This is a genomic window from uncultured Stenotrophomonas sp. (assembly GCF_913778665.1).
In the GTDB taxonomy this organism is placed as follows: domain Bacteria; phylum Pseudomonadota; class Gammaproteobacteria; order Xanthomonadales; family Xanthomonadaceae; genus Stenotrophomonas.
Map to the genome: position 1 here is coordinate 672,206 of NZ_CAJYVQ010000002.1, position 25,271 is coordinate 697,476.

The 25,271-nt window shown below is 66.5% G+C and carries 23 protein-coding genes, 5 tRNA genes and 1 pseudogene; 22 read left to right on the forward strand and 7 right to left on the reverse strand.

Annotated elements, in window-relative coordinates; genetic code table 11:
- Positions 1–2: 2 nt before the first annotated feature.
- The 4 genes from QZ853_RS03945 (at position 3) to QZ853_RS03960 (ending at position 4,904) form a co-directional block, all read left to right on the forward strand.
- Positions 3–521, forward strand: coding sequence for a PilX N-terminal domain-containing pilus assembly protein (locus tag QZ853_RS03945; RefSeq protein ID WP_295570898.1), 519 nt, complete (start codon positions 3–5; stop codon positions 519–521).
- 11 nt (positions 522–532) lie between these two features.
- Positions 533–4,285, forward strand: coding sequence for a PilC/PilY family type IV pilus protein (locus QZ853_RS03950; protein ID WP_295570899.1), 3,753 nt, complete (start codon positions 533–535; stop codon positions 4,283–4,285).
- A 38-nt stretch (positions 4,286–4,323) separates the two neighbouring features.
- On the forward strand, positions 4,324–4,746 hold the full coding sequence (locus QZ853_RS03955; RefSeq protein ID WP_295570901.1) for a type IV pilin protein: 423 nt from the start codon (positions 4,324–4,326) through the stop codon (positions 4,744–4,746).
- A gap of 81 nt (positions 4,747–4,827) precedes the next feature.
- Positions 4,828–4,904: transfer RNA gene (locus QZ853_RS03960), tRNA-Asn, on the forward strand.
- 48 nt (positions 4,905–4,952) lie between these two features.
- Here the strand turns inward: QZ853_RS03960 and QZ853_RS03965 are convergent.
- Positions 4,953–5,447: a GspH/FimT family protein gene (locus tag QZ853_RS03965; protein ID WP_295570903.1), complete on the reverse strand. Its 495-nt coding sequence runs from the start codon at positions 5,445–5,447 to the stop codon at positions 4,953–4,955.
- Between the two features lie 171 nt (positions 5,448–5,618).
- On the opposite strand from QZ853_RS03965, the gene uvrB reads away from it, so the two are divergent.
- The 3 genes from uvrB to QZ853_RS03980 all read left to right on the forward strand — a co-directional run bounded on the left by uvrB (position 5,619) and on the right by QZ853_RS03980 (position 7,997).
- Complete coding sequence (gene uvrB / locus QZ853_RS03970) at positions 5,619–7,643, forward strand: excinuclease ABC subunit UvrB (protein ID WP_295570905.1); 2,025 nt, start codon at positions 5,619–5,621, stop codon at positions 7,641–7,643.
- 106 nt (positions 7,644–7,749) lie between these two features.
- Positions 7,750–7,824: transfer RNA gene (locus tag QZ853_RS03975), tRNA-Val, on the forward strand.
- A gap of 98 nt (positions 7,825–7,922) precedes the next feature.
- Positions 7,923–7,997: transfer RNA gene (locus tag QZ853_RS03980), tRNA-Val, on the forward strand.
- A 108-nt stretch (positions 7,998–8,105) separates the two neighbouring features.
- Here QZ853_RS03980 and QZ853_RS03985 read toward each other — a convergent pair.
- The 4 genes from QZ853_RS03985 to QZ853_RS04000 form a co-directional block, all read right to left on the reverse strand.
- Complete coding sequence (locus QZ853_RS03985; protein ID WP_295570907.1) at positions 8,106–8,447, reverse strand: hypothetical protein; 342 nt, start codon at positions 8,445–8,447, stop codon at positions 8,106–8,108.
- A gap of 232 nt (positions 8,448–8,679) precedes the next feature.
- Positions 8,680–8,871 carry a hypothetical protein gene (locus QZ853_RS03990; RefSeq protein WP_295570909.1) on the reverse strand — a complete coding sequence of 64 codons (192 nt, stop codon included), beginning with the start codon at positions 8,869–8,871 and terminating at the stop codon, positions 8,680–8,682.
- Between the two features lie 31 nt (positions 8,872–8,902).
- The gene (locus tag QZ853_RS03995) at positions 8,903–9,091 is read right to left on the reverse strand and encodes a hypothetical protein (RefSeq protein ID WP_295570911.1); all 189 of its coding nucleotides are present in this window, start codon (positions 9,089–9,091) and stop codon (positions 8,903–8,905) included.
- A 112-nt stretch (positions 9,092–9,203) separates the two neighbouring features.
- On the reverse strand, positions 9,204–9,773 hold the full coding sequence (locus tag QZ853_RS04000; protein WP_295570913.1) for a TlpA disulfide reductase family protein: 570 nt from the start codon (positions 9,771–9,773) through the stop codon (positions 9,204–9,206).
- Positions 9,774–9,935: 162 nt separating this feature from the next.
- Here QZ853_RS04000 and QZ853_RS04005 point away from each other — a divergent pair, with 162 nt between their 5' ends.
- Positions 9,936–10,076: a hypothetical protein gene (locus tag QZ853_RS04005; protein ID WP_005408867.1), complete on the forward strand. Its 141-nt coding sequence runs from the start codon at positions 9,936–9,938 to the stop codon at positions 10,074–10,076.
- Between the two features lie 51 nt (positions 10,077–10,127).
- On the opposite strand, the gene QZ853_RS04010 is transcribed toward QZ853_RS04005, so the two are convergent.
- On the reverse strand, positions 10,128–10,412 hold the full coding sequence (locus QZ853_RS04010) for a hypothetical protein (RefSeq protein ID WP_295570914.1): 285 nt from the start codon (positions 10,410–10,412) through the stop codon (positions 10,128–10,130).
- Positions 10,413–10,442: 30 nt separating this feature from the next.
- Positions 10,443–10,924: pseudogene (locus tag QZ853_RS20560) on the reverse strand (MipA/OmpV family protein).
- A 145-nt stretch (positions 10,925–11,069) separates the two neighbouring features.
- Here QZ853_RS20560 and QZ853_RS04020 point away from each other — a divergent pair.
- From QZ853_RS04020 to QZ853_RS04085, 14 genes are all read left to right on the forward strand, one after another.
- Positions 11,070–11,741: a response regulator transcription factor gene (locus QZ853_RS04020; RefSeq protein ID WP_295570916.1), complete on the forward strand. Its 672-nt coding sequence runs from the start codon at positions 11,070–11,072 to the stop codon at positions 11,739–11,741.
- A gap of 1 nt (position 11,742) precedes the next feature.
- The gene (locus QZ853_RS04025; RefSeq protein ID WP_295570918.1) at positions 11,743–13,086 is read left to right on the forward strand and encodes a HAMP domain-containing sensor histidine kinase; all 1,344 of its coding nucleotides are present in this window, start codon (positions 11,743–11,745) and stop codon (positions 13,084–13,086) included.
- A 59-nt stretch (positions 13,087–13,145) separates the two neighbouring features.
- Complete coding sequence (locus QZ853_RS04030) at positions 13,146–15,545, forward strand: DNA internalization-related competence protein ComEC/Rec2 (RefSeq protein ID WP_295570919.1); 2,400 nt, start codon at positions 13,146–13,148, stop codon at positions 15,543–15,545.
- 3 nt (positions 15,546–15,548) lie between these two features.
- Positions 15,549–16,211 carry a MotA/TolQ/ExbB proton channel family protein gene (locus tag QZ853_RS04035; RefSeq protein WP_295570921.1) on the forward strand — a complete coding sequence of 221 codons (663 nt, stop codon included), beginning with the start codon at positions 15,549–15,551 and terminating at the stop codon, positions 16,209–16,211.
- Positions 16,212–16,214: 3 nt separating this feature from the next.
- Positions 16,215–16,637, forward strand: a complete 423-nt coding sequence (locus QZ853_RS04040; RefSeq protein ID WP_295570923.1) for a biopolymer transporter ExbD — start codon at positions 16,215–16,217, stop codon at positions 16,635–16,637.
- Positions 16,634–18,382, forward strand: a complete 1,749-nt coding sequence (msbA, locus tag QZ853_RS04045) for a lipid A export permease/ATP-binding protein MsbA (RefSeq protein WP_295570925.1) — start codon at positions 16,634–16,636, stop codon at positions 18,380–18,382. Before QZ853_RS04040 ends, msbA begins: the two co-directional genes overlap by 4 nt.
- A complete protein-coding gene (lpxK, locus tag QZ853_RS04050; RefSeq protein WP_295570926.1) occupies positions 18,382–19,401 on the forward strand; it encodes a tetraacyldisaccharide 4'-kinase in 1,020 nt (339 codons plus the stop codon). Before msbA ends, lpxK begins: the two co-directional genes overlap by 1 nt.
- Positions 19,402–19,476: 75 nt before the next feature.
- Positions 19,477–20,250, forward strand: coding sequence for a 3-deoxy-manno-octulosonate cytidylyltransferase (gene kdsB / locus QZ853_RS04055; protein ID WP_295570928.1), 774 nt, complete (start codon positions 19,477–19,479; stop codon positions 20,248–20,250).
- Positions 20,247–20,735 (forward strand): low molecular weight protein-tyrosine-phosphatase, encoded by a 489-nt coding sequence (locus tag QZ853_RS04060; RefSeq protein WP_295570930.1) that lies wholly within the window; start codon positions 20,247–20,249, stop codon positions 20,733–20,735. Before kdsB ends, QZ853_RS04060 begins: the two co-directional genes overlap by 4 nt.
- Positions 20,732–22,144 carry a hypothetical protein gene (locus QZ853_RS04065; protein ID WP_295570931.1) on the forward strand — a complete coding sequence of 471 codons (1,413 nt, stop codon included), beginning with the start codon at positions 20,732–20,734 and terminating at the stop codon, positions 22,142–22,144. Before QZ853_RS04060 ends, QZ853_RS04065 begins: the two co-directional genes overlap by 4 nt.
- On the forward strand, positions 22,141–23,985 hold the full coding sequence (gene uvrC / locus QZ853_RS04070; RefSeq protein ID WP_295570932.1) for an excinuclease ABC subunit UvrC: 1,845 nt from the start codon (positions 22,141–22,143) through the stop codon (positions 23,983–23,985). The genes QZ853_RS04065 and uvrC overlap by 4 nt, the downstream gene beginning before the upstream one ends.
- A gap of 18 nt (positions 23,986–24,003) precedes the next feature.
- Positions 24,004–24,630, forward strand: coding sequence for a CDP-diacylglycerol--glycerol-3-phosphate 3-phosphatidyltransferase (gene pgsA, locus QZ853_RS04075; protein ID WP_010486073.1), 627 nt, complete (start codon positions 24,004–24,006; stop codon positions 24,628–24,630).
- Between the two features lie 233 nt (positions 24,631–24,863).
- Positions 24,864–24,939: transfer RNA gene (locus QZ853_RS04080), tRNA-Gly, on the forward strand.
- 139 nt (positions 24,940–25,078) lie between these two features.
- A tRNA-Gly gene (locus QZ853_RS04085) sits at positions 25,079–25,154 on the forward strand.
- Positions 25,155–25,271 lie beyond the last annotated feature (117 nt).

Below are 25,271 nucleotides of genomic sequence, written 5' to 3' on the forward strand. Positions count from 1 at the left end.
CCATGACTCATTTCCCGCGTTCATTCAGACCTGTCACCGCTCACCGCCAGCAGAAGGGCGCGGTGCTGTATGTGGCCCTGATCATGCTCATCCTGCTCGCGTTGCTGGGCATTGCAGGCATGCAGGTGGCTGGCATGCAGGAAAAGATGGCGGCCAATTACCGGGCGGCCAATCGCGCGTTCCAGAATTCGGAAGGCGTGGTGCGTGCGGCCGAGCGCACGGTTGAGCAGCTCGCCAATCGTGAAAATGTGAGCGAAGGAAGCCTGTTGCAGTCAGGCGACGTGTCGCGGGTCTGCGACGACGGCTTTGATCCGGCCAGCTGGGCAGAGGATCGCCGCGACCAGACCGCGCCGGCCGTCAATGTGCGCCAGATTGACAGCTGCGTGATCGGCGAGTCGTCGCTGGACATGGGGCAACCGCTGGATGACACCACACCGATCTACCAGATCACCGGGTTCGCCACCGACGATGCCGATGCGAGTTCGTCGTCGGTGGTGATCGATACCGTATTCAAACTCTGAGGACGCAGGCCATGGCTTCGCGCAAATTCCGCTTCATGGCCGCAGGCGGCGGCGCACTGGCGCTGGGGGGAGGCTATTTCATCTACAGCCTGATGGCCGCCCAGGCGCAGGGCACGCTGGCGCAGGCACCGCTGAACATCCAGGTGCAGACGGCCCCGGCGTTCCTGATGGCGCTGGACGATTCCGGGTCGATGCTTTGGGAAGTACTGAACAATACCCGCGACGGCGTCTACCGCTGGGGCGGGAGGAGCTTTTACACCGGCAGCGAGCCCAACGGCTACGTTGATGGCGGCCAGCTGTATCACTATGTGTTTCCAAGCTACGGTCGGGACTCCAATGTGGCGCTGCCGCCGCTGGATGCGTACGGTTTCGTCCGTTCTCCGGACGTCAACGCCTCCTACTTCGATCCGCGCGAAACATACTCGTACTGGAAGACGGGCCTTCCGGCACCCAATGCCGACTTTCCAAAGTCGGGTATAGATCCCAAGAGTGTGCCGCTGGATCCTCGGCCGAGCAGCGCCTTCTCGCTGAAAACCGGTACGCTGAACCTGACCGTCGATTCGACGAGCACGTCCATTGTGGTCAACGGCAGCAATGTGGCGTGGCGTTTCCAGTTTTACAGCGGCATGGTGCTCCCACCGGGCACGCGTATCGAACGCAATCGCTGTAGCGATCTGAACAACAGCAACAGCACGACCGATGGCAGTTTCAGCGTAGTCGGCTCCAGGGCAGTCACCCTCACCTCAAGCTGCAGTGCGGCCATGGTGTTCTTCCCCGCTACGTTCTATCTGGCGGATCGGGCAACGTTGCCGGCAGGGTATGGCTATACCGCGTCACCGGTGGCGGTGACCAATCCTGTGGGTGGCCGCCCGGGCACCTTGTACAAGTACGAAATCAAGCTTGCCAATTTCGGCAACAATACGGCCAAGTACAACGAGGCCATGGGTAACTTCGCTCGCTGGTTCAGTCTGTATCGGACGCGTCGTGAATCACTGATCGGCGCGGCCACTACTGCGCTGCATGACCAGACCAACCTGCGCGTCGGCTGGTTCCGTATCAACAACCGGCGTAACGTCACGATGTACAACATGACCAATGATGATGAGAAGGCGGCGCTTCTCGATGACATCATGAAGGACATGCGGGCCAGCAGCAGTACGCCCAATCGATCGGCGGCCGACTATCTGGGCCAGCAGTTCAAGCGCACCGATGCGAAAGCGCCGGTGCTGCTGTCGTGCCAGAAGAATGCCGGCATGTTGTTCACCGACGGCTACATCAACGAAAGCGGCAACAAGACGTTGATGAAGGACCTGGTGAAGCCGTATTACGAGAATTCCCTGGTGGAAAGCAAGGAAACGTACTCCGTGCCGGTGCCTTCCGAGTGCAAGGGGGCCAATCCAGACCCGGCGCTGGACTGTCAGAAGCACCTGCACATGAACTTCTATGGCGTGACCCTGGGAACGCTGGGCAAGGAGTTCGGTGTCAAGTATCTGCCCGATCCCAAGCGGCCGTGGGTACTCAGCCCCAATCCCTACGTGAACAAGCCGAGCTTCCCGACGTCGACGCAGGATCTCAAGCCGGAGGCGGTCGATGAGCTGTGGAACGCGGTGTATGAGACCCGCGGTGAAATGGTAAACGCTACGCGTCCGGGCGATATCACGGCGGCCATGCGCCGCATCATCAGTAACGTCGCCCAAGGCGCCACGCCGTCCGGTTCGCGTTCGTTGACCGGTGCGCGCATCGGCGTGGGCTCGCTGTCGGTTGAGCCGTTCTACGAAGCAACCAACAATGGCACCGACTGGTACGGCAAGCTGCATGCGTTCAAGTTGAAGGTCGACGAAACGACCCGCGCGATCATTTCTGAGGAGGCGTGGGAGGCTTCGGCGCAGATGCCTGCTGCGGCAGCGCGTCGCATCCGCTTCTGGCGCAATGGGGCGCTGGTGGATTTCACCGGCAACAATGTCAGCCTGGCCAATCTGTGTGACAAGTCAGGCTCGTTGTATCCGGGCATGAAGATCTGCTCTGAATCCGAGATCACCGCGCTGGCCACCAACTCGGCCACCGCGGTGGCCTATCTGCGAGGGGCCACCGGCAACGAAAAGCGCAATGGCGGCAAGCTGCGTGACCGCAGCACGGTACTGGGCGACATCATTACGTCCACCCCGGTGCTGAGCTCGCCGCTGGACGATTACGGCTATCGCCGCCTGCCGGGTACTGCGGGCAGCACCTATGCCCGGTACATGGCCACCAAGCGCGATGATCGCCGCTACATGGTCTATGCCGCTGCCAATGACGGCATGCTGCACGGGTTTGATGGTGGAATGGGCGCCGATGGCGAGCTGGACAGCGACGGCGGCAAGGAACTCTTCGCCTATATTCCGTCCACCTCGCTGGGCCATATGGGCAATCTGCTGTTGCCCTACGATCCGACCAATGAGAACACCCAGCGCTTCCAGCATCGCTATTACGTCGATGGCCCGATTACGGTCAGCGATACCTACAGCAGCGCTGGCTGGAGCACTTCGCTGGTGGGTACTGCCGGTGCGGGTGGCCGCAGTGTGTTCGCGCTGGATGTGTCTGATCCCGGCAGCTTTGGTGGCACTGGCTCCCTGCTGTGGGAAATCAGCGATCTGAATTCGGCGCTGGACAGCGAAGTGCGGGCCAACATCGGCCATGTGCTGGGCAAACCGGTGATCGTGCCGATGAAAAATGCCGATGGCTCTGTCACCTTCAGGGCGATCTTCGGCAACGGCTATGAAAGCAGCAGCGGCAAGGCGGTGCTGTTCGTCGTCGACATGGCCGCAGGCAGCGCGCCGACCATCCGCATGATCGAAGCCGTCGAGTCGGGCACCAACCTGCCGTCCGGCAGCAACGGGTTGGGCAACATTGTGGTGGTCGATCGCTGGGGTGGAACCGGACAGAACGTGCAGGTGCGTGATGGGCTGGCCGATACCGTGTACGCAGCCGACAAGCGTGGCGCGATCTGGAAGTTCGACCTGCGCGATAACGTCGCGCCCACGGTTCCGTTGTTCACCACCAACACCCACGTTGACGCCAGCAACCGGCTCACCTATCGCCAGCCGATTACCGGCGGCATGACCGTGACCACCGGATCGTCAGGCGGCGCGCTGCTGATCTTTGGTACCGGCAGCTTCTCCTACTATGGCGACGAGAACGATTCGGCACAGCAGGCCCTGTACGGCGTCAATGACATCGAAGCAGGTCAGCCCAGGACCGCGCTGACCTCCTCCAATCTGCGAACCTATGCGGCAGGTTTCTCCGATGGGGTGCGGACCTTGACCGCAGGGACCACTCCGACCGTGAGTCGTGGTTGGACGGTCACGCTTGCCGCGAAGGAGCGTGCAGTCGGCAATCCCCGCATCGTTTCCGGTGTGGTGTTCTTCCCGACCTATATTCCTTCCGAGGCGCAGGGCTGCTCGGTGGACGGTTCGAACTGGCTGTTCGGCCTCCAGGCCAGCAGTGGCGATGCATCACTGTCGCAGGTCCGATTCGGTTCGCCCGATGGCAAATCGCCCGGGGCCGGCACCGCTGGTGTTTCGTTGAAAACCGGCGGCAATGCACCGGTCCGGGATGTCACCACCTCAGTGGTGCCTCGCCTTGCGCCGCCGGACCCAGGCAAGCCGGGAAGCCCGCCGCCGACGCCGCCGGGTGAAGCCTGCCTGATGCAGATATCGGTGGCCGGTGCGGAACCGATGTACCTGCCGTACCCATGTGGCCGCCAGTCGTGGAGGCAGATCCAGTGATCAACATGCGTTCTTTGCCGCCTTCAGGAGCCACCGCGATGCGTATACCGTTCACCAGAGGCCGCGTGGCCCGCGGTTTCAGCTTGATCGAACTGATGATCGTGGTGGCGGTTGTGGCGATCCTGGCCGCGATTGCCTATCCGAACTACAGCGCGCATGTGCTCAAGTCGCGGCGGGCTCAGGCCAAGGCCGATCTGGTGGAGTACGCGCAACTGGCCGAGCGCTACCACACCATCAACAACAGCTATGTGGGCTTCACCTTCCCGGGTGGAGGTGAGTCCATCAATTCGCCACGCGAGGGCGGCACCGCGGCCTACACGCTGTCCATGGAGACCGCGCAGTCGGCGTTTACCCTTACTGCGAAGGCTGCCAACGCCCAGACCAAGGACAAATGTGGCGATCTGACGCTCAACCAAGCCAACGTGAAGACCTCCCAGGGCACCTTGTCCGACTGCTGGTGATTTGAGTGGAGAAGGTGCATGTGGCAACCATGAACAAGAGTGTTGCGCTCTCTGTTGGAGGTGATTACAATGCGCCTCCCCGCCCGAATAGCTCAGCCGGTTAGAGCACTTGACTGTTAATCAGGGGGTCGTTGGTTCGAGTCCAACTTCGGGCGCCAAGTATTACGCATCAAAGGCTTGCGGTTATCCGCAAGCCTTTTTTGTTGTCAGCAGGGTGGCGTGTCCCTGCTACGGGTCGAGCGGATTCTCCCGCTGTTGCTGACGATGACCCGGGAGCGCTCACGGTCGTCCACGCAGATGCGCAGTGTCAGGTTCGCACCCGGGCTGCGTCCATCGGGCTGGAAGTAGAGCTGTGGCCGGCCAGCGCTGCTGGCGGCGCTGATCCTGACGCTTGAAAGCCCGGACTGGTGCAGCAGAATGGACTCGGTGGAGGAAGGGGGCTGGCGCCGGCCGTCGGTCCTGTACACGATCCAGCCCAGGCTCCAATCGTCGCCGCAGTGGCGCCCGTCGGGACTTGCGCACAGGCCGATCAGTGCCCTCCGCATGATCGCCTGGTAGCGCGCGGTGGCCAGGCCGGACTGCAGGCTGAGGCGGGTGGATTCCGCTCGCTGCCGCAGCAGCAGTTCCTGCAGCGCGGGCCAGCCGGCGGCCAGCAGCACCGCAAGCACTGCCACGACCACCAGCAGTTCGAGCAGGTGCATGCCGCGTAGCGCTGAACGGGAGGGAGCGGGGAGGGAGTGCATGGGCTCAAGCGTCCCAGCCGGGCGACCGCGGCGCCATCAGCCATCGCCGCGCCATCCTGCCCGGAAACCCCTCAGCTGGCCGTCACTCCTTGGCCCGTATACTTGTCGTTCCCGGGAACTGGCAACACCATGAGCGACCGCTTTGAACTCGTCTCGCCGTACTCGCCGGCGGGCGACCAGCCTGATGCCATCGCGAAGCTGACCAGCAACTTCGAAGCAGGCATCGCCAAGCAGACCCTGCTGGGCGTCACCGGCTCGGGCAAGACCTACACCATCGCCAACGTCATCCAGAATGTGCAGAAGCCGACGCTGATCATGGCGCCGAACAAGACGCTGGCGGCCCAGCTGTATGGCGAGTTCAAGGCGTTCTTCCCGCACAATGCGGTGGAGTACTTCGTCAGCTACTACGACTACTACCAGCCCGAAGCCTACGTGCCGTCGTCGGACACCTTCATCGAGAAGGACAGTTCGATCAATGAGCACATCGAGCAGATGCGGCTGGCGGCGACCAAGACCCTGCTGTCGCGCCCGGATGCCATCGTGGTGGCGACGGTGTCGGCGATCTATGGCCTGGGTGCACCGGAAGACTATCTGTCGCTGCGCCTGATCCTGTCCAAAGGCGAGCGTATCGACCAGCGCGATCTGATCAACCACCTGACCCAGCTGCAGTACACGCGCAACGAATACGAGCTGCAGCGCGGTACGTTCCGCGTGCGCGGCGAAGTGATCGACGTGTTCCCGGCCGAATCGGACAGCGAGGCGCTGCGCCTGGAGCTGTTCGATGGCGAGGTCGAGAAGATCACCCTGTTCGATCCGCTCACCGGCGAGACGCTGCGCAACATGCAGCGCTTCACCGTCTACCCGAAGACCCACTATGCGACCACGCGCGAGCGCGTGCTGGCGGCGATCGAGACGATCAAGGTCGAACTGAAGCAGCGCCTGGAGCAGCTCTACGCGCAGAACAAGCTGGTGGAGGCGCAGCGCCTGGCCCAGCGCACCCAGTACGACATCGAGATGATGGCCGAGGTGGGTTTCTGCAACGGCATCGAGAACTACTCGCGGCATCTGACCGGCAAGAATGCCGGCGAGCCGCCGCCGACCCTGTTTGACTACCTGCCGGCCGATGCGCTGCTGGTGATTGACGAATCGCATGTGACCATTCCGCAGATCGGCGCGATGTTCAAGGGCGACCGTTCGCGCAAGGAAACCCTGGTCGAGTTCGGTTTCCGCCTGCCGTCGGCGCTGGACAACCGGCCGCTGCGCTTCGAAGAGTGGGAAGAGCGCTGCCCGCGCAGCATCTATGTGTCGGCGACGCCGGGGCCGTACGAGTACCGCGAGGCCGGTGACGAGATCACCGAGCTGGTGGTGCGCCCGACCGGGTTGATCGATCCGGTGGTGGAGATCCGCCCGGTCGGTACCCAGGTGGACGACCTGATGAGCGAGGCCAATGAGCGCATCAAGGCCGGTGACCGCGTGCTGGTGACCACGCTGACCAAGCGCATGGCCGAGAACCTCACCGAGTACCTCACCGAACATGGCATCCGTGTGCGCTATCTGCACTCGGATGTGGACACGGTCGAGCGCGTGGAGATCATCCGCGACCTGCGCCTGGGCAAGTTCGACGTGCTGGTCGGCATCAACCTGCTGCGCGAGGGCCTGGACATGCCCGAGGTGTCACTGGTGGCGATCCTGGACGCCGACAAGGAAGGCTTCCTGCGCTCCACCGGCTCGCTGATCCAGACCATCGGCCGTGCCGCGCGCAATGTGCGCGGCAAGGCGATCCTCTACGCCGACAAGATCACCCGCTCAATGCAGGCGGCGATCGACGAGACCGACCGTCGCCGCGCCAAGCAGGTCGAGTACAACGAGGAACACGGCGTCGTGCCGCGCTCGGTGGCGCGGCCGATCGTCGACGTACTGGAAGGCGCCCGTTCCGATGCAGCCGAGAAGGAAGCCAAGAAGGGCAAGGGCAAGAGCCGGGCAGGCGTGGCCGAGGAAGGCGCCGACTATCGCTCGCTCAGCCCGGCGCAGCTGGCGGCCCGGCTCAAGGCGCTGGAACAGCAGATGTACCAGCACGCCAAGGACCTGGAATTCGAGGACGCCGCGCGCGTGCGCGACCAGATCCGGCAGCTGAAGGAGGCCAGCCTCGGCTGAACGCGGCGGGGCAGCCTCATCTTCACAAAAGTGTTGCGCTTCACGGCCCGCATCCGTAATATACGCGGCCTGCACCGACGCAATCGCGGAAATGCAGAAGCAAAACGGGCGGTTAGCTCAGCGGTAGAGCACTACCTTGACATGGTAGGGGTCACAGGTTCGAACCCTGTACCGCCCACCACGATCTCCTCGCAAGAGAGGTATCGTGACCTGCAAAGCCCGGCCTTGGCGCCGGGTTTTTACGTACCAAGGCCAGCTTTCGGGCGGCAAGAACAAGATGGGCGGTTAGCTCAGCGGTAGAGCACTACCTTGACATGGTAGGGGTCACAGGTTCGAACCCTGTACCGCCCACCACCTGGCTCCCGGCATTGCCGGTGCAGCGGTGGATCAGGACGAAGCCGGCCCCGGGGCCGGCTTTTTTCGTTTTCGCGTGTGGCCGGCATCTGCGCTGGCAACCACGGCTCAGCGCTGCGCGCCCCACTCGTCGATGCTGACCATGCGCTGCATCCGCCAGTGCCCATCCACGCGCTCCCAGATCTGCGCGAAGCGTGCCGAGCCGGCCCGACGATGTGCGCCCCCGGTCGCGTCGGCCAGCAGGTGCTGGCTGCCGACACGCAGCACCCGGTCCTGGCGCAGCCGGTACAGCTGCAGCGCGGTCGGGCCCGCTTGCGGCTGCATTGTCGAGGGGGCGCCGCTGCGCACGGCTTCGGCCTGCAGGATCTGGCCGCGCAGGGACGCATCCCCGACGTCGGCATCGCGGCCGAACAGGCCAGCGCACAACAGCAGCAGGGCAAGCATCGGCATGGCACGGTGCTCCGGAGAAGGGAGCCCAGCGTGGCACCGCGTCCTGCCGTGTGAAACCGGTATGCGACGAAAGCCGGTAAAGCGCGCGCCAAGGCGGTCCGGAGAGGATGAAACGGGACCGGAAAGTACCGGACCGCCCCGGAGGGCGGCCCGGCACAATGGCCGGTGCGGGTTGGCCATCACACATCCACGCACGGCGGGTTGGAACCCGGGCCGTTGCGTGTGGCGCTGCTCAGGGCACCTGGCAGCAGACGCGGCCACCGCTCCAGCGGCCATTGCCGCCGTACTGGCAACCCGGCGTGTATTCGCACCCGGGCGCGAATCCGGTCTTGGCCGGTGCCGCGAAGGCCTGGGCACCACCGAAGCACAGCGCGGCCACCACGGCGGCGGCGCCGATCCATGCAGACAGCTTCTTCCTGATCATGGGTATCTCCAACAGTCGGTGTGAACGTGGATTACAGCGGATCGCAGCAGAGCAGCTGGCCGTGCTTGCCCGAATTGCCGAACGGGCACTGCGGGTGCGGTTCACAGCCCGGTGCATACCCGGTCTTGGGCGAGACCGCGAAGGCCTGGCTGGCGCCGAACGCCATGGCAGCGACAACAACGATACCGGCGACGGACGAAAGAACTTTCTTTCCGATCATGCATCTCTCCTTGGTTGACGTTGTGGTGGTGCAGTTGCCGTAGGCACCGGAGTGCCGGTTGTGGCGCGAATGCAATGACAGCGCGCTGTGACGATGAGCGCGGCGATCGGGATCAGGGCAGTGCGGCGATCGGTGCGAGTGACTTCATGGCCGCCTGCACGACCTGGTCATCGAGTTGGCCGACGTGCTTGTAGGCCACGCTGCCATCGGCGGCCAGCACCATCAGCATCGGCGTGACCGTGGCGCGATAGCGGGTGGACGCGGCGCCTTCGCTGTCGACGGCGATGGGAAACCGCAGCGCATGCGTGCCGGCGTAGTCGGCCAGTTGATCGTAGGGAGGCAATCCGACGCCAACCAGTTCACTGTTGCCGCGTGCGGCGTCGATCTGCCGCAGCTGCGGCATCGAGGCCAGGCAGTAGCGGCACGCCGTGGAGAAGAAGTAGAGGATCTGCGGCGCCGTGCGCGAGCCACCGATGGCGACCTCGCTCTGGTGGGTAGTGCGCAGCGCCAGCGTCTGTGGGCGGCTGCCCAGGTCGAGCCCGTGCGCTTCCAGCCGCATGTCCTGCAGCTGCGTGGCCATCTGTTCGTTGATCTGCCGGAGTTGGCGGTTCTGCCATCCCAGCGCGACGATCAGCGCGGACAGCAACAGGGCGACGACGGGGAACAGGACGCGCTTGAGCATCGATCATCCTTGAACGCAGCATTGGGTCGAACATACCCGAATCGGCGCGCGGGTTGTTAAGCGGATGTTCTTCCGCTGCCCGCAGGTGCGTTGGGTGTACTACAGTGGCACCCGCGCACGCATGCGCAGGCATCCATCATCCACTGTCAGGATCTTTCTCCGATGAGCGACCATGTGCCGGTTTCCAGGCCCAATCCCTTCTTCGAGCTGCTGTTCGGCGGCAACATGCTGGAAGGCACCTTCAAGGCGGTGATCTGGGTGGCACTGCTGTCGGCGGTACTGGCCTGGACCACGTTCCGTTGAGCCCACGCGCTGCCCTGCAGCATGGCTGCAGGCCGCGCAGGAAAGCTGCGATCAGACGCTGAAGGCCTGGCGCAGGCTGTGCAGAGTGGCCTGCCGGTGTTCCTTCGCGCTGGCTTCGCCCATTTCCAGTTCCTGCAGTCGCAGTCCCACCAGGGTCATCGACAGTGCATAGCCCCGGGCCGCGTCGGCAGCGCGCGGCTGGCCCAGGGCGCGCCGTGCAAGCGCGTCCACATGTTCAAGATCGGGCATCAGGCCAAGGTAGACGCGCTCGGCGCTGTCCAGGTCGGGTGCGCGCAGGATCGCGTGTGCGTCGGTAGCGGGGGAGACGGAGGCCATGGGGGGTCCTTGTCCGTAGCGGACGCTCGATCAGAACGAGCGCATCAGGGAAACAAAGGCCGACGTCTGCGTGCCACGTCGTGCCATCGGGCTGTTCTTCACTGCATCGCCGAACCATTGGCTGGCAACGACGCCGGTCGCGCGCCATCGGGTGCCCAGTGGTGTGCTGACCGCGATCTGCAGGCTCGGTGACGTGGCGCTGCCCGGGCTGTAGGCGGCGAGTCCCGAGCGCAGTGCTTCCTCATCGCTGATGCCGTATTAGTCGAACAGCGGCCCTTGTACAGGTACATGCCCAGTGAGCCGGGGCTGGCGAAGAAGCGCTGGCCCCGCCAGGCAATGGCCGGCACCACCAGTGGCTTGGCGCCGCAGTGCGCGTATGCGCCGGAGGTCGCGCCAACGCTGATGCCGCCCTGTACGCCCGGGTCCTTGCCGGCGGCGTGGCCGAACAGTGGCATGCCGATGGCAGCGGAGAACACGAACGGGCGCAGCAGGACCGGGGACAGTGAGGGCATCGATCAGCGACTTCGCAGAGGATGGCTGTGCATGCTGGCGGGGCAACATTGTCAGAACATTGCGCCTGCGCATCGGCCACGCCAAAGCGGAAAAAGCCGGCGCCAGGCACTATGATCGGCACCGTTTCCGGCAGCCGAGCCCCCGATGCGCATCCTCCTGGTCGAAGACGATCCTGACCTGTCCCGTGCCCTGCAATCGGGGCTGGAGCGGCAAGGCGTGGTCGCCGACGTGGTCGGCAGCCTGGCCGAGGCGGCGAACGCGCTGCGTGAACCGGTGCACCAGCTGATGCTGCTCGACCGGCAGCTGCCCGATGGTGATGGCGCCGGTTTCGTCGCCACCGCGCGCGCGCTGCGGCCGAACCTGGCGGTGATCATGCTGACCGCCAAGGGCACGCTGTCGGACAAGGTCGAAGGCCTGGATGTCGGTGCCGACGATTACCTGGTCAAGCCGGTGGCGATCGAGGAACTGATGGCGCGTATCCGTGCGGTATCACGGCGGCCATCGGCGATGGTGACGCCGAGCCTGCGGCTGGGGCGGCTGGAATTCGATTTCGAATCGCTGCAGGCGCAGGTGGAGGGCCAGCCACTGGCATTGCCGCGACGGCAGGTGCTGGTACTGCAGGCGCTGGCGATGCGGCAGGGGCGCACGGTTACCCGCAGCGCTCTGGAGGCGGCGGTGTATGGCTTCGATGATGAGATCCAGTCCAACGCACTCGACGCACATATCTCCAAGTTGCGCAAAGCACTGCAACAGGCCGGGGCAGGTGTGGAGATCCATGTGATCCGCGGCGTCGGCTACCTGCTGGCGGAGGCCTGAGATGGCACGCCCGATCCGATCCATCACCCTGGGCCTGGCCTGGCGGTTGTTCCTGGCGCAGGCGTTCACCGTGCTGTTCGCGGTGGTCGCGCTGATCCTGACCTGGGGCGACAAGGATACCTGGGGCATGGACATGTTCATGGCCGAAGCGGTGGCCAAGGCCGTGCACAGCGAAGGTGGACGCCTGGTGCTGGACCAGGCGCGCTGGAACAAGCTCGACGCCGAGGCCGGAGGCAATCTCTGGTTCGCGGCGGTCGATGACAAGGGCGTCTGGCTGGAGCGCGGCACCATCCCGGCCATCCACGCGCCGCTGCTGGCACGGCTGCCGACCTTGGGGGCCACCGAACTCGGCTCGCTGGTGCCGCCCTACCTGGATGTGGCGCGGGTGATGATCCGCACCGAAGAAGGGCGCCGCATCACCGTGATGGTCGGCGGCGCACCCAAGGGCGGCCTGCTGGATGGCGCGCTGATGGTGCTGCGCCTGATCGGCCTGTGGTTCTTCCTGCCGCTGATCGTAGTCACGCTGCTGGTGATGCCGACGGTGATACATCGCGCGATGCGCGGCGTGCGTCGTTCCGCGCAGCAGGCCAAGGAACTGGACATCGGCCAGGCCGGCGCACGGCTGGATGCGCGGCTGGTGTCGACCGAGGTCGCGCCGCTGGTGGAGGCCTTCAACGATGCCATCGACAAGGTGCAGCAGGGCTACGCCGCGCGCGACAAATTCCTCGCCGATGCCGCGCACGAACTGCGCGTTCCGATCGCGGTGGTGCAGGCGCGCCTGTCGCAGCTGCCGCAGGGTGATCTGAAGTCGCAGCTGCTGACTGACGTCGCCCGCCTCGGCAATGTGGCCGAACATCTGCTCGACCTGCAGCGGCTTGATCGCAATGTCGGCGCGCTGCAGCGGCTGGACCTGGCGCTGCTGGTGCGTGAAGCGGCGGCCGAACTGGCACCGCTGGTGGTCGGGGCAGGCTACGGCTTCGAGGTGGACGCGCCGGAGGCGCCGGTGTGGATCCATGGCGACAACCTGGCACTGGGCCGGGTCATCGCCAATCTGGTGCACAACGCCATCGTCCACGGCGGCGGCCGCGGCACCATCTGCCTTCGCCTGGACGAGCGCGGCCTGCTGGAAGTCAGCGACCAGGGCGCGGGCATTCCGGTGGGCGACCGCGAGGCGATCTTCGAACCTTTCCATCGCCTGCGCGCCGCTGGCAGCGGCAGCGGCCTGGGCCTGCATCTGGTGAAGGAAATCGTGCAGCACCACGGCGGCTCGGTCAGCGTGGGTGAAGCCGCTGGCGGAGGCGCCAGCTTCCGGGTCAATTTCCACCGCGGTACCGTGCGGCGCTGACAGTCGCACGCGGCAATGCCCGATAGCCGTACCGCCGCGCTGGGCCGCAGGCTGGCGGAATGGTTGCCGGACGTTCCGCTGCTCCCCTGTTTGGCCGTCGCTGTGCCGCTGCGCTGGTACTGGGGGCGCTGGCCTGTGTGCAGCTGCCGGAGCTGCCGCCGCTGTGGCTGTGCGGTGCGTTGGCCGTGGCCGGCCTTGCCGGTTGGTTGCTGCGCTGGCGTGGACGTGCCGCGGCAATGGTCGTGCTGGGCATGGCATGGGCGGCGTTGCACGGGCAGTGGGCACTGCGGCAACAGCTTCCGCCCGGCCAACCGGCGCAGGAGGTGCAGGTCAGCGGAAGGGTGATCGATCTGCCGCGCGGCGGCCCCGGCTACACACGCTTTGTATTGCAGGTTGATGCCGCCGACGCGTTGCCCTCTTTGCAGGGCAGGCGCCTGCAGGTCACCTGGAATGATCCCTGGCGCGCGCCGGCCTCGGGCAGCACCGACGCCGCGCGCCATGCGGTTCGCGCTGGTTCGCGCTGGTCGCTCGTGCTGCGTGTGCAGGCGCCACGATCGCGGATCAACCCCGGCGGTTTCGATGGTGAGCGGCACGCGCTGCTGCAGGGGCTGGCCGGCAGTGGCACGGTGCGCGATCCCGCCCGGGCGCGCGAGATGCTGCCCGCGCAGGGCCTGCCCGCGTGGCGTGAGCGCAGCAGTGCGGCCATTCCTGCACAGGTTGCGCATCCTGCCGCGCGCTTCGTGCAGGCGTTGGCGCTGGGCGATACCCGGGGTTTGTCCGATACCGACTGGGAACATCTGCGCGCGTTGGGCCTGACCCATCTGGTCGCCATTTCCGGTTTTCACGTCGGCGTGGTCGCCGGCGTCGGTGTGCTGGTGTGCCGTGTGTTGTGGTGGCTGTGCCCGTGGCTGGGGCGATGCTGGCCTCGACCACAGGCGGCGGCCTGTGCGGCCGCGTTGGCCGCGGCGGCCTATGCCATGGTCGCGGGCGCCTCGCTTCCCACCGTACGTACGGCGGTGATGATCGGCCTGGTCGCGCTGGCCCGTGCCGGGCGCCGCCCGCTGGGAACCGGGCAGGGGCTGGCCCTGGCCGCGATGGCGATGGTGCTGCCGGCGCCGCTGGCAGTGCTGTCGGCGGGTTTCTGGCTGAGCTTCGGTGGGGTGCTGTGGTTGTTGTGGTGCCTGCCGCAGGCCCGCTCGGAGGGCGTCGGTAGTGGCCTGCGCAGCTTTCTCGCCGCGCAGGGGGTGGCTGCCCTGGGACTGTTGCCATTGGGCGTGGCCCTGTTCGGCGGCAGCGCGCGGCTGGGGCCGTTGGTCAACCTGCCGATCATTCCGTGGTGGACCCTGCTGGTGGTGCCGCTGTCGCTGCTCGGCACCGCCCTGCACGCGCTGCATGACGGGGCGGGGCGCTGGGCCTGGCGCGCAGCGGCGTGGCTTTTTGACCTGAGCTGGCAGGTCCTGCAGCCGCTGGCACTGCACCCGCAGGCGATGTGGTGGCTGGCCGAGGCGCCGGGCTGGACGGTTCCGGCGGCGCTGCTGGGGGTGTTCTGGTGGCTGCTGCCACGCGGTAGCGCGGGCGGCCTGACCGGGCTGCTACTGTGCCTGCCGCTGTTGTGGCCGGCCCGCGATGCGCCGGCCGAGGGAGAGCTGCAGGTGCTGGTGCACGATGTCGGCCAAGGCACGGCGGTGCTGCTGCGCACGGCCAGGCATGCACTCTGGTATGACGTTGGGCCGCCGACCGGCGGCGAGGGCAATGAACGGATCCTGTTGCCGACCCTGCGCGCGCTGGGGCAAGCGGTGCCCGCACAGGTCATGCTCAGCCATGATCACCTGGACCACACCGGCAGCCTGGCCAGCCTGCGCCGCCAGTTTCCGAGGCTCCGGCTGTTGGCGCCGGCCGGCAGTGGCATCGTCGGGGCCCGCGCTTGCCGGCAGGGCCTACGCTGGCACTGGGACGGGGTCGACTTCGAGGTGCTGCATCCGCCACCCGGCAGGCGGTCGGCTGGCAACGAGGACAGTTGCGTGCTGCGTATTGCCAGCCACCACGGCGTGGTGCTGCTGCCCGGCGATATCGGCCGGTCGGCCGAGCAGGCGCTGTTGCAGGGGGCGCCGGCGGCGCTGAAGGCGGATGTGGTGCTGGTGCCGCACCACGGTAGTGGCGGCAGCTCCAGCGCGCCCTGGGTGGCGGCGGTGGCGCCGCGGCTGGCGCTGGTCTCGGCTGGCCACCAGAACCGCTTCGGCCACCCGCGCGCGGAGGTGGTGCGGCGCTGGCAGGCGCAGGGGGCCGAAGTGCTGGCCACGGCTGACTCCGGGGCGATCCGCGTATGGCTTGGGCCACAAGGGCTGCAGCTGCGTGAACAGCGTATCCATGCATCCCGGTGGTGGGATGCCGCTGGGCGGGCGCGGTCGGCTGCTATCCTATCGGAGATCGAACAAGCGGCCGTTGGGCCGGAGGGTTGAAACGTGTGGGAACTGGTCAAGGCCGGTGGCTGGCCGATGGTGCCGCTGCTGCTGTTGGGCGTACTGGCTTTGGCAATCATCCTGGAACGTTTCTGGTCCCTGCGGCGCACTGAAGTGCTGCCGCCCGGCCTCGGCCAGGAAGTGCGCACCTGGGCTGCGCGCGGCAAGCTTGACCCGGCGCACCTGCAGCCCCTTCGCGCCAACTCGCCGCTGGGGGCGCTGCTGGCCGCCGCGCTGGAATCGCGCAACCGCCCGCGCGACCAGATCCGCGAGCGCATCGAGGACACCGGCCGCCACCTGGTGCACCGTATGGAGCGATTCCTGAACGCACTGGGCACTATTGCCTCGGCCGGCCCGCTGCTGGGCCTGCTCGGTACGGTGATCGGCATGATCCAGATGTTCCTGGGCATCCTCGACCACGGCGTGGGCGACGTGAACCAGCTGGCCGGCGGCATCGGCAAGGCGCTGGTGTGCACGGCCACCGGCATGATCGTGGCGATCCCGGCGTTGATGTTCCATCGCTACTTCAAGGGCCGCATCCACGGTTACGTGGTGGAGATGGAGCAGGAAGCCAGCGCCCTGCTGGATACGCTCGACGGCCGCCCCGGAGTGATGAACCCGGCGCCGGCCGCGCGCTCGCCTGGCGCCGCTACGGCGAAGGCCTGAACGATGCGTATCGGCAACGACCGATCCCAGGATGAGCCGCACATCGACCTGGTGCCGCTGATCGACGTCATCCTGGTGCTGATCATCTTCTTTGTGGTCACCACTACCTTCGACGCGCGTTCGACGCTGCAGGTGCAGTTGCCGACCGCGAGCCAGCAGCAGACCAACGAGCCGCCGCGCTCGCTCAGCGTGCTGATCAACGCCGAGGGCCGCTATTTCATCAATGATCAGGAAGTGCTGCGCAACGACGTCGAGTCGGTCAAGCAGACCATCGCCGCCGTGGCCGGCAGCGATCGCGATCAGACCGTGCTGCTGCGTGCCGACGCGCGCACTCCCTACCAGGCCGTGGTGACCGCGCAAGACGCGCTGGGTCAGCTCGGTTTCCGCCGTATTGCCATTGCAACAGCACCCGAGGTGCGTCCATGAGTTCCAATCACGCGCCGGTGTGGCCGATCTACAAACGTCTGCTGGGGTACACCCGCGCCTACTGGGTGTTCATGGTGGCCGCGGTCATCGCCATGGTGGTCGAAGCCCTGGCGGGCTACCACTTCACCAAGTTGATGGAGCCGCTGGTCAACCGTGGTTTCGTCAACCCCGAACCGCGCATGGCGGTGATCCTGCCGCTGACCATCCTCGGCCTGTTCCTGATGCGCAGCGTCGCCACCTGGGTGAGCGACTATGCGCTGGCCAAGACCGGCCGCAGCGTGGTGCGCGACCTGCGCGAACAGGTGCTGGCCAAGTACCTGCACCTGCCGTCCTCGCATTTCGATACCGAAGCGACGCCGGTGATGGTCAGCCGCCTGAACTTCGACACCGAACAGGTCACCCAGGCCAGTGCCGATGCACTCAAGACCGTGGTCGCCGACACCCTGACCATCATCGCGATGCTGGCGGTGATGCTGCAGATGAGCGTCAAGGTCACCGTCGCCATGCTGGTGGTGGTGCCGCTGATCGGGGTGATCGTGTCCTTCGTGGGCAAGCGCTACCGCCGCATCAGCCGTGGCATCCAGGATGGCATGGGTTCGATGGCGCAGACGGCCGAGCAGTCGCTGGCCGCGCAGCAGGAAGTGAAGGTGCACGGCACCCAGCAGCATGAGATCACGCGCTATTCGCGCCTGGCCAACCGCATGCTGTCGCTGAACATGAAGGTGGAAGTCACCCGTGCGGCGGCGTCCAGCGTGGTGCAGTTCCTGGCCGCGCTGGCGCTGGCGGTGATCGTCTGGGTATCGACCCGCGAAGCGCTGGCCGGGCGCCTCAACGCCGGCCAGTTCATGGGCCTGATGACCTCGATGATGGCCATCATTCCCTCGCTGCGCCGCCTGACCAGCGTGCAGACCTCGATCTCGCGCGGCGTGGCCGCTGCAGAACGCCTGTTCGGCATCCTCGACATGCCGGTCGAGCGTGATGAGGGCCGCAACAACGTGCAGCGCGTGCGCGGCGAGCTGGCCTTCGACCACGTCATGCTGCGTTACCGCGAGGACAGCGGCATCGCCCTGGACGATATCAGTTTCGTGGCCAAGCCAGGCACGGTCACCGCCATCGTCGGTCGTTCCGGCAGTGGCAAGACCAGCCTGATCCGGCTGGTGCCGCGTTTCTACGAGCCCAGTGGCGGCGTCATCACCCTTGATGGCGTGGCGCTGGACGACTACCCGTTGGCCGACCTGCGCCGGCAGGTGGCAATGGTCGGGCAGAAGGTCATGCTGTTCGACGACACCATCGCCGCCAACATCGCCTATGGCATGGAGGCGAGCGAGGAACAGATCCGTGCAGCGGCCGAAGCGGCCAATGCGTGGGAGTTCATCGCGCGCATGCCACAGCAGCTGCAGACTCCGGTGGGCGAGAATGGTGCGCTGCTGTCCGGCGGCCAGCGCCAGCGCCTGGCGATCGCGCGCGCGATTCTGCGCGACGCGCCGATCCTGATCCTCGACGAAGCCACCGCCGCGCTGGACAACGAGTCCGAGCGGCTGGTGCAGGATGCGCTGCAGCGCCTGATGCCGGAGCGCACCACGCTGGTCATCGCGCATCGCCTGTCGACCATCGAACATGCCGACCTGGTGCTGGTGATGGACCACGGCCGCATCGTTGAGCGCGGCACCCACAAGGAGCTGCTTGCGATGGGCGGTCTGTACCAGCATCTGCACAGCATGCAGTTCCGCGAAAGGCAGGACTGATGGCCGGCAAGGGTACCCAGACCCCGCCGTACTGGTACGACGGCAGCCCGGTCCCGTGGGCGATGCGCCTGCTGGCCCCGCTGTATGCCGGCGTCACCGCGCTGCGCCGCCGCGCCTATCGGCGTGGCTGGCGCAAGCGCTATACGCTGCCGGTACCGGTGATCGTGGTCGGCAACATCACCGCCGGCGGCACCGGCAAGACCCCGCTGACCATCGCCTTGGTCGAGCGACTGCGCGCGGCCGGTTGGAAGCCCGGCGTCGCCAGCCGCGGCTATGGCCGCGAAGACGCCGACAAACCGCTGTGGGTGCAGGCGGACACGCCGACCGCCAAAGGCGGTGACGAGCCGGTGCTGATCGCTTGGAAGACCGGTGTCCCGGTGCGCGTGGACGCTGACCGCGTGGCCGCCGGCAAGGCGCTGGTCGAGGCCGGTTGCGACGTGATCGTCTGCGACGACGGCCTGCAGCACTACCGGCTGGAGCGTGATATCGAGATCGAAGTGGTCGATGCGCAGCGTCGCTACGGCAATGGCCGGATGATCCCGGCCGGGCCGTTGCGCGAACCAGTCAGCCGCGCCACCGAATGTGACTTCCGCGTTGTCAACCTGGGCCAGGCCGATGAGGAAACCGCAGCCCAGGCCTGTGGTTTCGGCCAGTGGCCGATGGCCCTGCACATCGACAGCGCGCAGCCGCTGGCTGGTGGCCGCGCGCGTCCGCTGTCCGGGTTCAAGGGCCAGCGCGTGCACGCGGTGGCGGGCATCGCCCACCCGCAGCGCTTCTTTGACATGCTGCGCGCGCGCGGCATCGGCGTGGTACCGCATGCGTTCGCCGACCATCAGGCCTACCAGCCGCAGGACCTGTCCTTCGGCAGCCAGCTGCCGGTGCTGATGACCGAGAAGGACGCGGTGAAATGCCGGACGTTCGGCAACGACTGGCACTACGCGGTGCCGTTGCGCGCCGAGCTGCCCGCTGCGTTCTGGGTGGCGCTGACCGACCGCCTGGACAAGCTGCGACCCAACTGAGTGGCGCGGCAGCGCTTGCATTCTCCTGCCGCCGGCCACATTCCTGCTCTTACGAGCCCGCCGAGTACCGCCCGCATGACCGAATTCGTCGTCGCCATCCCGGCCCGTTACGCCGCCTCGCGGTTGCCGGGCAAGCCTCTGCGCCTGCTGGGCGGTGAGCCGCTGGTGCTGCACGTGGCGCGTCGCGCACTGCAGGCCGGCGCCCGCGAGGTATGGGTAGCCACCGACGATCAGCGCATTGCCGATACCTTGTCCGGCATGGCCGAGGTGAAGGTGGCGATGACTGCCACATCGCACGCGTCCGGCACCGACCGGCTGGCCGAGTGCGCGCGCATCGCCGGCTGGGCTGACGACACGGTGGTGGTCAACCTGCAGGGCGACGAACCGTTTGCACCGGCGGCCGGCATCCGAGCCGTGGCCAAGGCGCTGGTCGGCGGCAGTGCGCCGATGTCGACCCTGGCCACCGCCGTCGAAGACGTGCATACGCTGTTCGACCCGAACGTGGTCAAGCTGGTACGCAACGTGCGCAACGAAGCGATGTACTTCAGCCGCGCACCGATCGCCTGGCACCGCGATGGCTTTGCGCGCAGCCGCGACACGCTGCCGGAAGGGCATGCCTGGCTGCGCCACATCGGCATCTACGGCTATCGCGCTGGTTTCCTGCAGCAGTTCGCGGCAATGCCGCCGGGCCAGCTGGAGCAGGTCGAATCGCTGGAGCAACTGCGTGTGCTGGAGGCGGGCTATCCGATCAGTGTGGCGATCTCGCCCGAACCGTTCCCGCCGGGTATCGATACGCCGGAGGACCTGGAGCGCGCCGAGGCGCTGCTGCAGGCGATGGCCGCGCGATGAAGCTGCTGGTGGTCTGCCTCGGCAACATCTGCCGCTCGCCGATGGCCGAAGGTGCGCTGCGCGCACGCCTGGCGGCCTCGCCGCTGGCGGGACGGGTGCAGGTCGATTCGGCCGGCACCGGCGACTGGCATGTGGGCGAGCCCCCGGACCGCCGCGCGATCGCCTGCGCGGCCGGGCATGGCGTGGATATCGGCGGCCTGCGCGCGCGCCAGCTGCAGGCCGTGGACTTCGAGCGTTTCGACTGGATCCTGTGTGCCGACGAGGCCAACCTGCGCGATGCCGGTCGCCTGGCGACGCCTGCGCAGCGGCAACGGCTGGCGTTGTACCTGCCGTGGTCCGGAGCGGCGGGTCGGGTCGCGATCCCTGACCCGTACACCGGCGGCAGCGATCACTTCGAACAGGCCTGGACGCTGGTCGACGATGCTGCGAAACGTGCCGTGGCACGACTGTTGCGTGACGCCGACTCCGGCATAATCGGGTCATGAACGTCCAGCCCGTCCCGGACCTGCCCGAGTTCGCCACTTGGCTCAATGCCACCCCCTGCACGCTGACCGAACTGCGCGGCCGGCCTGTGGCGCTGCTGTTCGTCAATGCCGCCTCCGCGTGGAGCGCGCAACGCCTGGCCGAGTTCGGCCAATGGCTCTCGCGCCACCCCGGCAAGTTGCAGCCACTGGTGCTGCAGGTGCCGCGTTTCGATTTCGAACGCGAGGCCGGCGCCGCGCTGAAACTGCTGCGCCGCCAGGGCCTGGCCATGCCGGTGCTGCTCGATGCGGACTGGGATGGCTGGCGCCGCTTCGGCATCACGTCGTGGCCGACCGTGGTGCTGCTGGACGCGCAGGGCCGCGAACAGCAGCGGCTGGTCGGGCAGGGCGCAGCGGGAGAGCTTGAGCGCGCGTTGAATGCGCTGTGCCTGGGCGTCCCCTCCGCGCCGCCGCGCGGCGGCACTGAGCTGCACCCGGAACCACGCCAGGCGCTGCGTTTCCCGCTTGGCCTGGCGGTCAGTACCGAGCGCCTGTACATCGCCGACAGTGGCCACCACCGCATCCTCGAATGCAGTCATGGCGGCCGCATCCTGCGCCAGTTCGGGCTGGGCACCGCCGATTTCATGGACGGCAACCTCGCCGAGGCGGCATTCCACCGACCGCAGGCGCTGGTACTGGAGCGCGACGCGCTGTACGTCGCCGACACCGGCAACCATGCCGTGCGCCGCATCAACCTGTTGACCGGCATCGTCGATACCCTGTGCGGCAACGGCCGCCCCGGTGCGCCGGCGGAAGGCCTGGTCACGCAGGCGCGGCAGGTGTCGCTGGACCATCCGGTCGGCCTGGCCATCGCTGACAATCAGCTGCACATCGCCATGGCCGGCGACAACCGCATCTGGAGCTACCACCTCGGCCAGCGCAGCCTGCAATGGCGCGCCGGCAGTGGTGCGCTGGATGATCGTGACGGCAGTGGCCATCTGGCCGCCTTCGCCCAGCCCAGCGCGCTGGCGGTGGTGCAGCAGGTGCTGTACGTGGCCGATGCCCTGGGCTCCTCGATCCGCGCGCTGCAACTGCGTGGTGATCTGGTGCAGACCCTGGTCGGGCAGGGAGTGTGGCGCTTCGGCAGCGAGGACGGCCCACGCGCGCAGGCCAGCCTGCAGTTTCCGCAGGCCATTGCGCTGAGCCCGGACGCGCCGCTGCTGTGGATCGCCGACAGTGGCAATGGCCGCCTGCGCACCTTGCGTCTGGGCGGCGGTGAACTGACCACGCAGCCGCTGCCGCGCCGCCTGCATGGCCCGGCCGGACTGGCAGTGGGGGCCGGTGCGGTATGGATCGCCGAGACCGACGCCCATGCCGTGCTGCGTTTCGACCCTGACAGTGGCGTGCTCAGCGAAGTGCCGATCAGCGAATGACCGACGTTCCCGCCCCGGCCTTCGACGGCAAGGCCTTCGCGGCCCAGCTCAGCACCGCGCCCGGCGTGTACCGCATGTACGCCGCCGACGGCACCCTGCTGTATGTGGGCAAGGCGCGTGCGCTGCGCAACCGCGTCGGCAGCTACTTCAACGGCAGCCCGAAGAACGCGCGGATCATGTCGATGATCTCGCAGATCGCGCGCATGGACGTGACCGTCACGCGTTCGGAAGCCGAAGCGCTGCTGCTGGAAAACCAGCTGATCAAATCGCTGTCGCCGCGCTACAACGTGTCGTTGCGCGACGACAAGACCTATCCGCACGTGCTGCTGACCCGCGAGGACTGGCCGCGCATCGCGCTGCATCGCGGTCCGCGTGCCATTCCCGGGCGCTACTTTGGCCCGTATCCCGGCGTCACCGCGGTGCGCGAGACGCTGAACCTGATGCACAAGCTGTTCAAGCTGCGCAGCTGCGAGGACAGCGTGTTCCGCAATCGTTCGCGGCCTTGCCTGCAGTACCAGATCGGCCGTTGCAGTGCACCGTGCGTGGAGCTGGTGGCGCCTGTCGAGTACGCCGAATCGGTGCGCCGCGCCGCGCTGTTCCTGGAAGGCAAGAGCGATGAGCTGACCCGTGAACTGGGCGAGCAGATGCAGGCCGCAAGCGAGGCGCTGGAGTTCGAGCAGGCCGCGCGCCTGCGTGACCTGATTTCCTCGCTGCGCAGCATGCAGACCCGCCAGTACGTGGATGGCCGCGCCGCTGACCTGGACGTGCTGGCAGTGGCCATGCAGGGTTCGCAGGCCTGCGTGCTGCTGCTGGCTTTCCGTGATGGCCGCAACCTCGGCACCCGCCCGTTCTTCCCGCGTACCAATGGCGAGGAAAGCGCGGAAGAAGTGCTGGCCGCATTCGTCTCGCAGTATTACGTCGAATTCGAGCCGCCGCGCGAGATCCTGCTGGACCGTGAAATTCCCGATGCCGACCTGCTGGTGGCCGCATTGTCGGCCTCGGCCGAGCGCAAGGTGCAGCTGAAGTGGAACGTGCGCGGCGAGCGTGCCGGCTACGTGGAACTGGCCAGCCGCAATGCGCAGCTGACCTTGGCCACCGAACTCAACAGCCGCAACGCGCAGCACGCACGCAGCGATGCGCTGCGCGAGATGCTGGGCCTGGCCGAGCCGGTCAAGCGCGTGGAGTGCTTCGACATCAGTCATACGCTGGGCGAGGCCACGGTGGCTTCGTGCGTGGTGTTCGACGCCGCCGGCCCGGTGCGTGCGCAGTACCGCCGTTTCAACATCAGCGGCATCGAGCCTGGCGACGATTACGCGGCCATGCGCCAGGCCATCGACCGTCGCTTCCGTCGCGCAGTGGAAGAGCAGGGCGTGTTGCCGGACGTGCTGTTGATCGACGGCGGCGCCGGCCAACTGGCCCAGGCCCAGGCTGCCTTGGCCGACCTTGGCGTGGAAGGCGTGCTGCTGGTGGGCGTGGCCAAGGGCGTGGAGCGCCGCGCCGGCCATGAGGCGCTGGTGATGCCCGATGGCCGCGAATTGCGGCCGGGCGCGGCCAGTCCGGCGCTGCAGTTCATCCAGCAGGTGCGCGACGAGGCGCACCGCTTCGCCATCACCGGCCATCGCGGCCGCCGCCAGAAGGCGCGGATGACCAGCAAGCTGGAGGACATCCCTGGCATTGGCCCACGCCGTCGTGCCAGCCTGCTCAAGCATTTTGGCGGCCTGGTCGGACTGAAAGCGGCCGGCGAGGCGGAAATCGCAAAGGTGGAAGGCATCAATGACGCCCTTGCGGCACGCATCTACGCTAACCTGCACGGGTTGGCCACGCCCGATGCGGCCGAGTAGAGAGAGAAGCACGCAAGCATGAAGTTGACCCTGCCCACCTGGCTGACGTTGTTGCGGATCGTGATGATCCCGGTGCTGGTGCTGGTGTTCTACCTGCCCTACACCTGGACCAACTTCGCGTCGGCGGCGATCTTCGGCCTGGCCGCGATCACCGATTGGCTCGATGGCTGGATCGCACGCCGTTACCAGCTGGAATCGGCGTTCGGCGCCTTCCTCGACCCAGTCGCGGACAAGCTGATGGTGGCGGTGGCACTGTTCCTGATCGTGCAGGGGCATCCGACGCCGTGGATGGCGTTCTGGGCGGCGGTGATCGTCGGCCGCGAGATCGCGGTGTCGGCGCTGCGCGAGTGGATGGCTGAGCTGGGCCAGCGCGCCAAGGTGCGCGTGGCGATGATCGGCAAGGTCAAGACCACCGCGCAGATGGTCGCGCTGCTGTGCCTGCTGTATTCGGTGGCCCCAAACGTGCCGGTGGAAGACATCTGGATGGGCTGGCCGGTTTTCCACATCGGCGACTGGACCCTGGCGATTGCCGCCGTGCTGACCCTGTGGTCGGGCCTGCAGTACCTGCACGCCGCCTGGCCGAGCCTGCGCGAAGACGAGCGCGCCGCACGCGAGCGCTCGCGGCAGAAGAAGCTGGGCAACTGAGCGCCGGGGTCGGATCCCTTTCCGCAGGAAGGGGCTCGGACCCCATCGATATCGACATCCACGCATGCTGTGGATCTACCGGGTCGCGGCGCGGGTTTATCGGGCCATGGCGTGGATCAGCAGTTGTCCAGGAGATCCACGCCCAGCGTGGATACGTGCTGCGAGTCATCTCGCATGTTCTCGAAAAAACCGCTTGACGTCATCCCCGGAACAGGTAGAATTTCGCCTCCCAAGCGGGAATAGCTCAGTTGGTAGAGCGCAACCTTGCCAAGGTTGAGGTCGCGAGTTCGAGTCTCGTTTCCCGCTCCAGATTCAAGAAGAAGCGCTCTCGCAGGAGAGCGTTTTTCATTTTTTCATCGGTGATGAAGTGGTGCTTCATCGATGGCATCGGATCCTCGGGATCCGTGCTTGACCTCCGATGCGAATCCGGTAGAATGCCGCCTCCCAAGCGGGAATAGCTCAGTTGGTAGAGCGCAACCTTGCCAAGGTTGAGGTCGCGAGTTCGAGTCTCGTTTCCCGCTCCAGATTCAGGAAAAGCGCTCCCGAAAGGGGGCGTTTTTCGTTTGTCATGATGTGGGTCACCGCGGCCGCTGTCGTCGCACCCCGTCGTCTTGATGGCCGGCGTGTTACGAGTATGCCGG

What these genes read in the sequence shown, in the direction of transcription:
- msbA (WP_295570925.1), top strand. Translation starts at nt 16,634, where the DNA reads ATGAGTTCCAATCACGCGCCGGTGTGGCCGATCTACAAACGTCTGCTG.
- QZ853_RS03950 (WP_295570899.1), top strand. Translation starts at nt 533, where the DNA reads ATGGCTTCGCGCAAATTCCGCTTCATGGCCGCAGGCGGCGGCGCACTG.
- QZ853_RS03990 (WP_295570909.1), bottom strand. Translation starts at nt 8,871, where the DNA reads ATGATCAGGAAGAAGCTGTCTGCATGGATCGGCGCCGCCGCCGTGGTG.
- QZ853_RS04025 (WP_295570918.1), top strand. Translation starts at nt 11,743, where the DNA reads ATGGCACGCCCGATCCGATCCATCACCCTGGGCCTGGCCTGGCGGTTG.
- QZ853_RS04030 (WP_295570919.1), top strand. Translation starts at nt 13,146, where the DNA reads ATGGTTGCCGGACGTTCCGCTGCTCCCCTGTTTGGCCGTCGCTGTGCC.
- QZ853_RS04040 (WP_295570923.1), top strand. Translation starts at nt 16,215, where the DNA reads ATGCGTATCGGCAACGACCGATCCCAGGATGAGCCGCACATCGACCTG.
- uvrC (WP_295570932.1), top strand. Translation starts at nt 22,141, where the DNA reads ATGACCGACGTTCCCGCCCCGGCCTTCGACGGCAAGGCCTTCGCGGCC.
- QZ853_RS03985 (WP_295570907.1), bottom strand. Translation starts at nt 8,447, where the DNA reads ATGCCGATGCTTGCCCTGCTGCTGTTGTGCGCTGGCCTGTTCGGCCGC.
- lpxK (WP_295570926.1), top strand. Translation starts at nt 18,382, where the DNA reads ATGGCCGGCAAGGGTACCCAGACCCCGCCGTACTGGTACGACGGCAGC.
- uvrB (WP_295570905.1), top strand. Translation starts at nt 5,619, where the DNA reads ATGAGCGACCGCTTTGAACTCGTCTCGCCGTACTCGCCGGCGGGCGAC.
- pgsA (WP_010486073.1), top strand. Translation starts at nt 24,004, where the DNA reads ATGAAGTTGACCCTGCCCACCTGGCTGACGTTGTTGCGGATCGTGATG.
- QZ853_RS04020 (WP_295570916.1), top strand. Translation starts at nt 11,070, where the DNA reads ATGCGCATCCTCCTGGTCGAAGACGATCCTGACCTGTCCCGTGCCCTG.
- QZ853_RS03995 (WP_295570911.1), bottom strand. Translation starts at nt 9,091, where the DNA reads ATGATCGGAAAGAAAGTTCTTTCGTCCGTCGCCGGTATCGTTGTTGTC.
- QZ853_RS04005 (WP_005408867.1), top strand. Translation starts at nt 9,936, where the DNA reads ATGAGCGACCATGTGCCGGTTTCCAGGCCCAATCCCTTCTTCGAGCTG.
- QZ853_RS03955 (WP_295570901.1), top strand. Translation starts at nt 4,324, where the DNA reads ATGCGTATACCGTTCACCAGAGGCCGCGTGGCCCGCGGTTTCAGCTTG.
- QZ853_RS04060 (WP_295570930.1), top strand. Translation starts at nt 20,247, where the DNA reads ATGAAGCTGCTGGTGGTCTGCCTCGGCAACATCTGCCGCTCGCCGATG.
- kdsB (WP_295570928.1), top strand. Translation starts at nt 19,477, where the DNA reads ATGACCGAATTCGTCGTCGCCATCCCGGCCCGTTACGCCGCCTCGCGG.
- QZ853_RS03965 (WP_295570903.1), bottom strand. Translation starts at nt 5,447, where the DNA reads ATGCACCTGCTCGAACTGCTGGTGGTCGTGGCAGTGCTTGCGGTGCTG.
- QZ853_RS03945 (WP_295570898.1), top strand. Translation starts at nt 3, where the DNA reads ATGACTCATTTCCCGCGTTCATTCAGACCTGTCACCGCTCACCGCCAG.
- QZ853_RS04065 (WP_295570931.1), top strand. Translation starts at nt 20,732, where the DNA reads ATGAACGTCCAGCCCGTCCCGGACCTGCCCGAGTTCGCCACTTGGCTC.
- QZ853_RS04010 (WP_295570914.1), bottom strand. Translation starts at nt 10,412, where the DNA reads ATGGCCTCCGTCTCCCCCGCTACCGACGCACACGCGATCCTGCGCGCA.
- QZ853_RS04000 (WP_295570913.1), bottom strand. Translation starts at nt 9,773, where the DNA reads ATGCTCAAGCGCGTCCTGTTCCCCGTCGTCGCCCTGTTGCTGTCCGCG.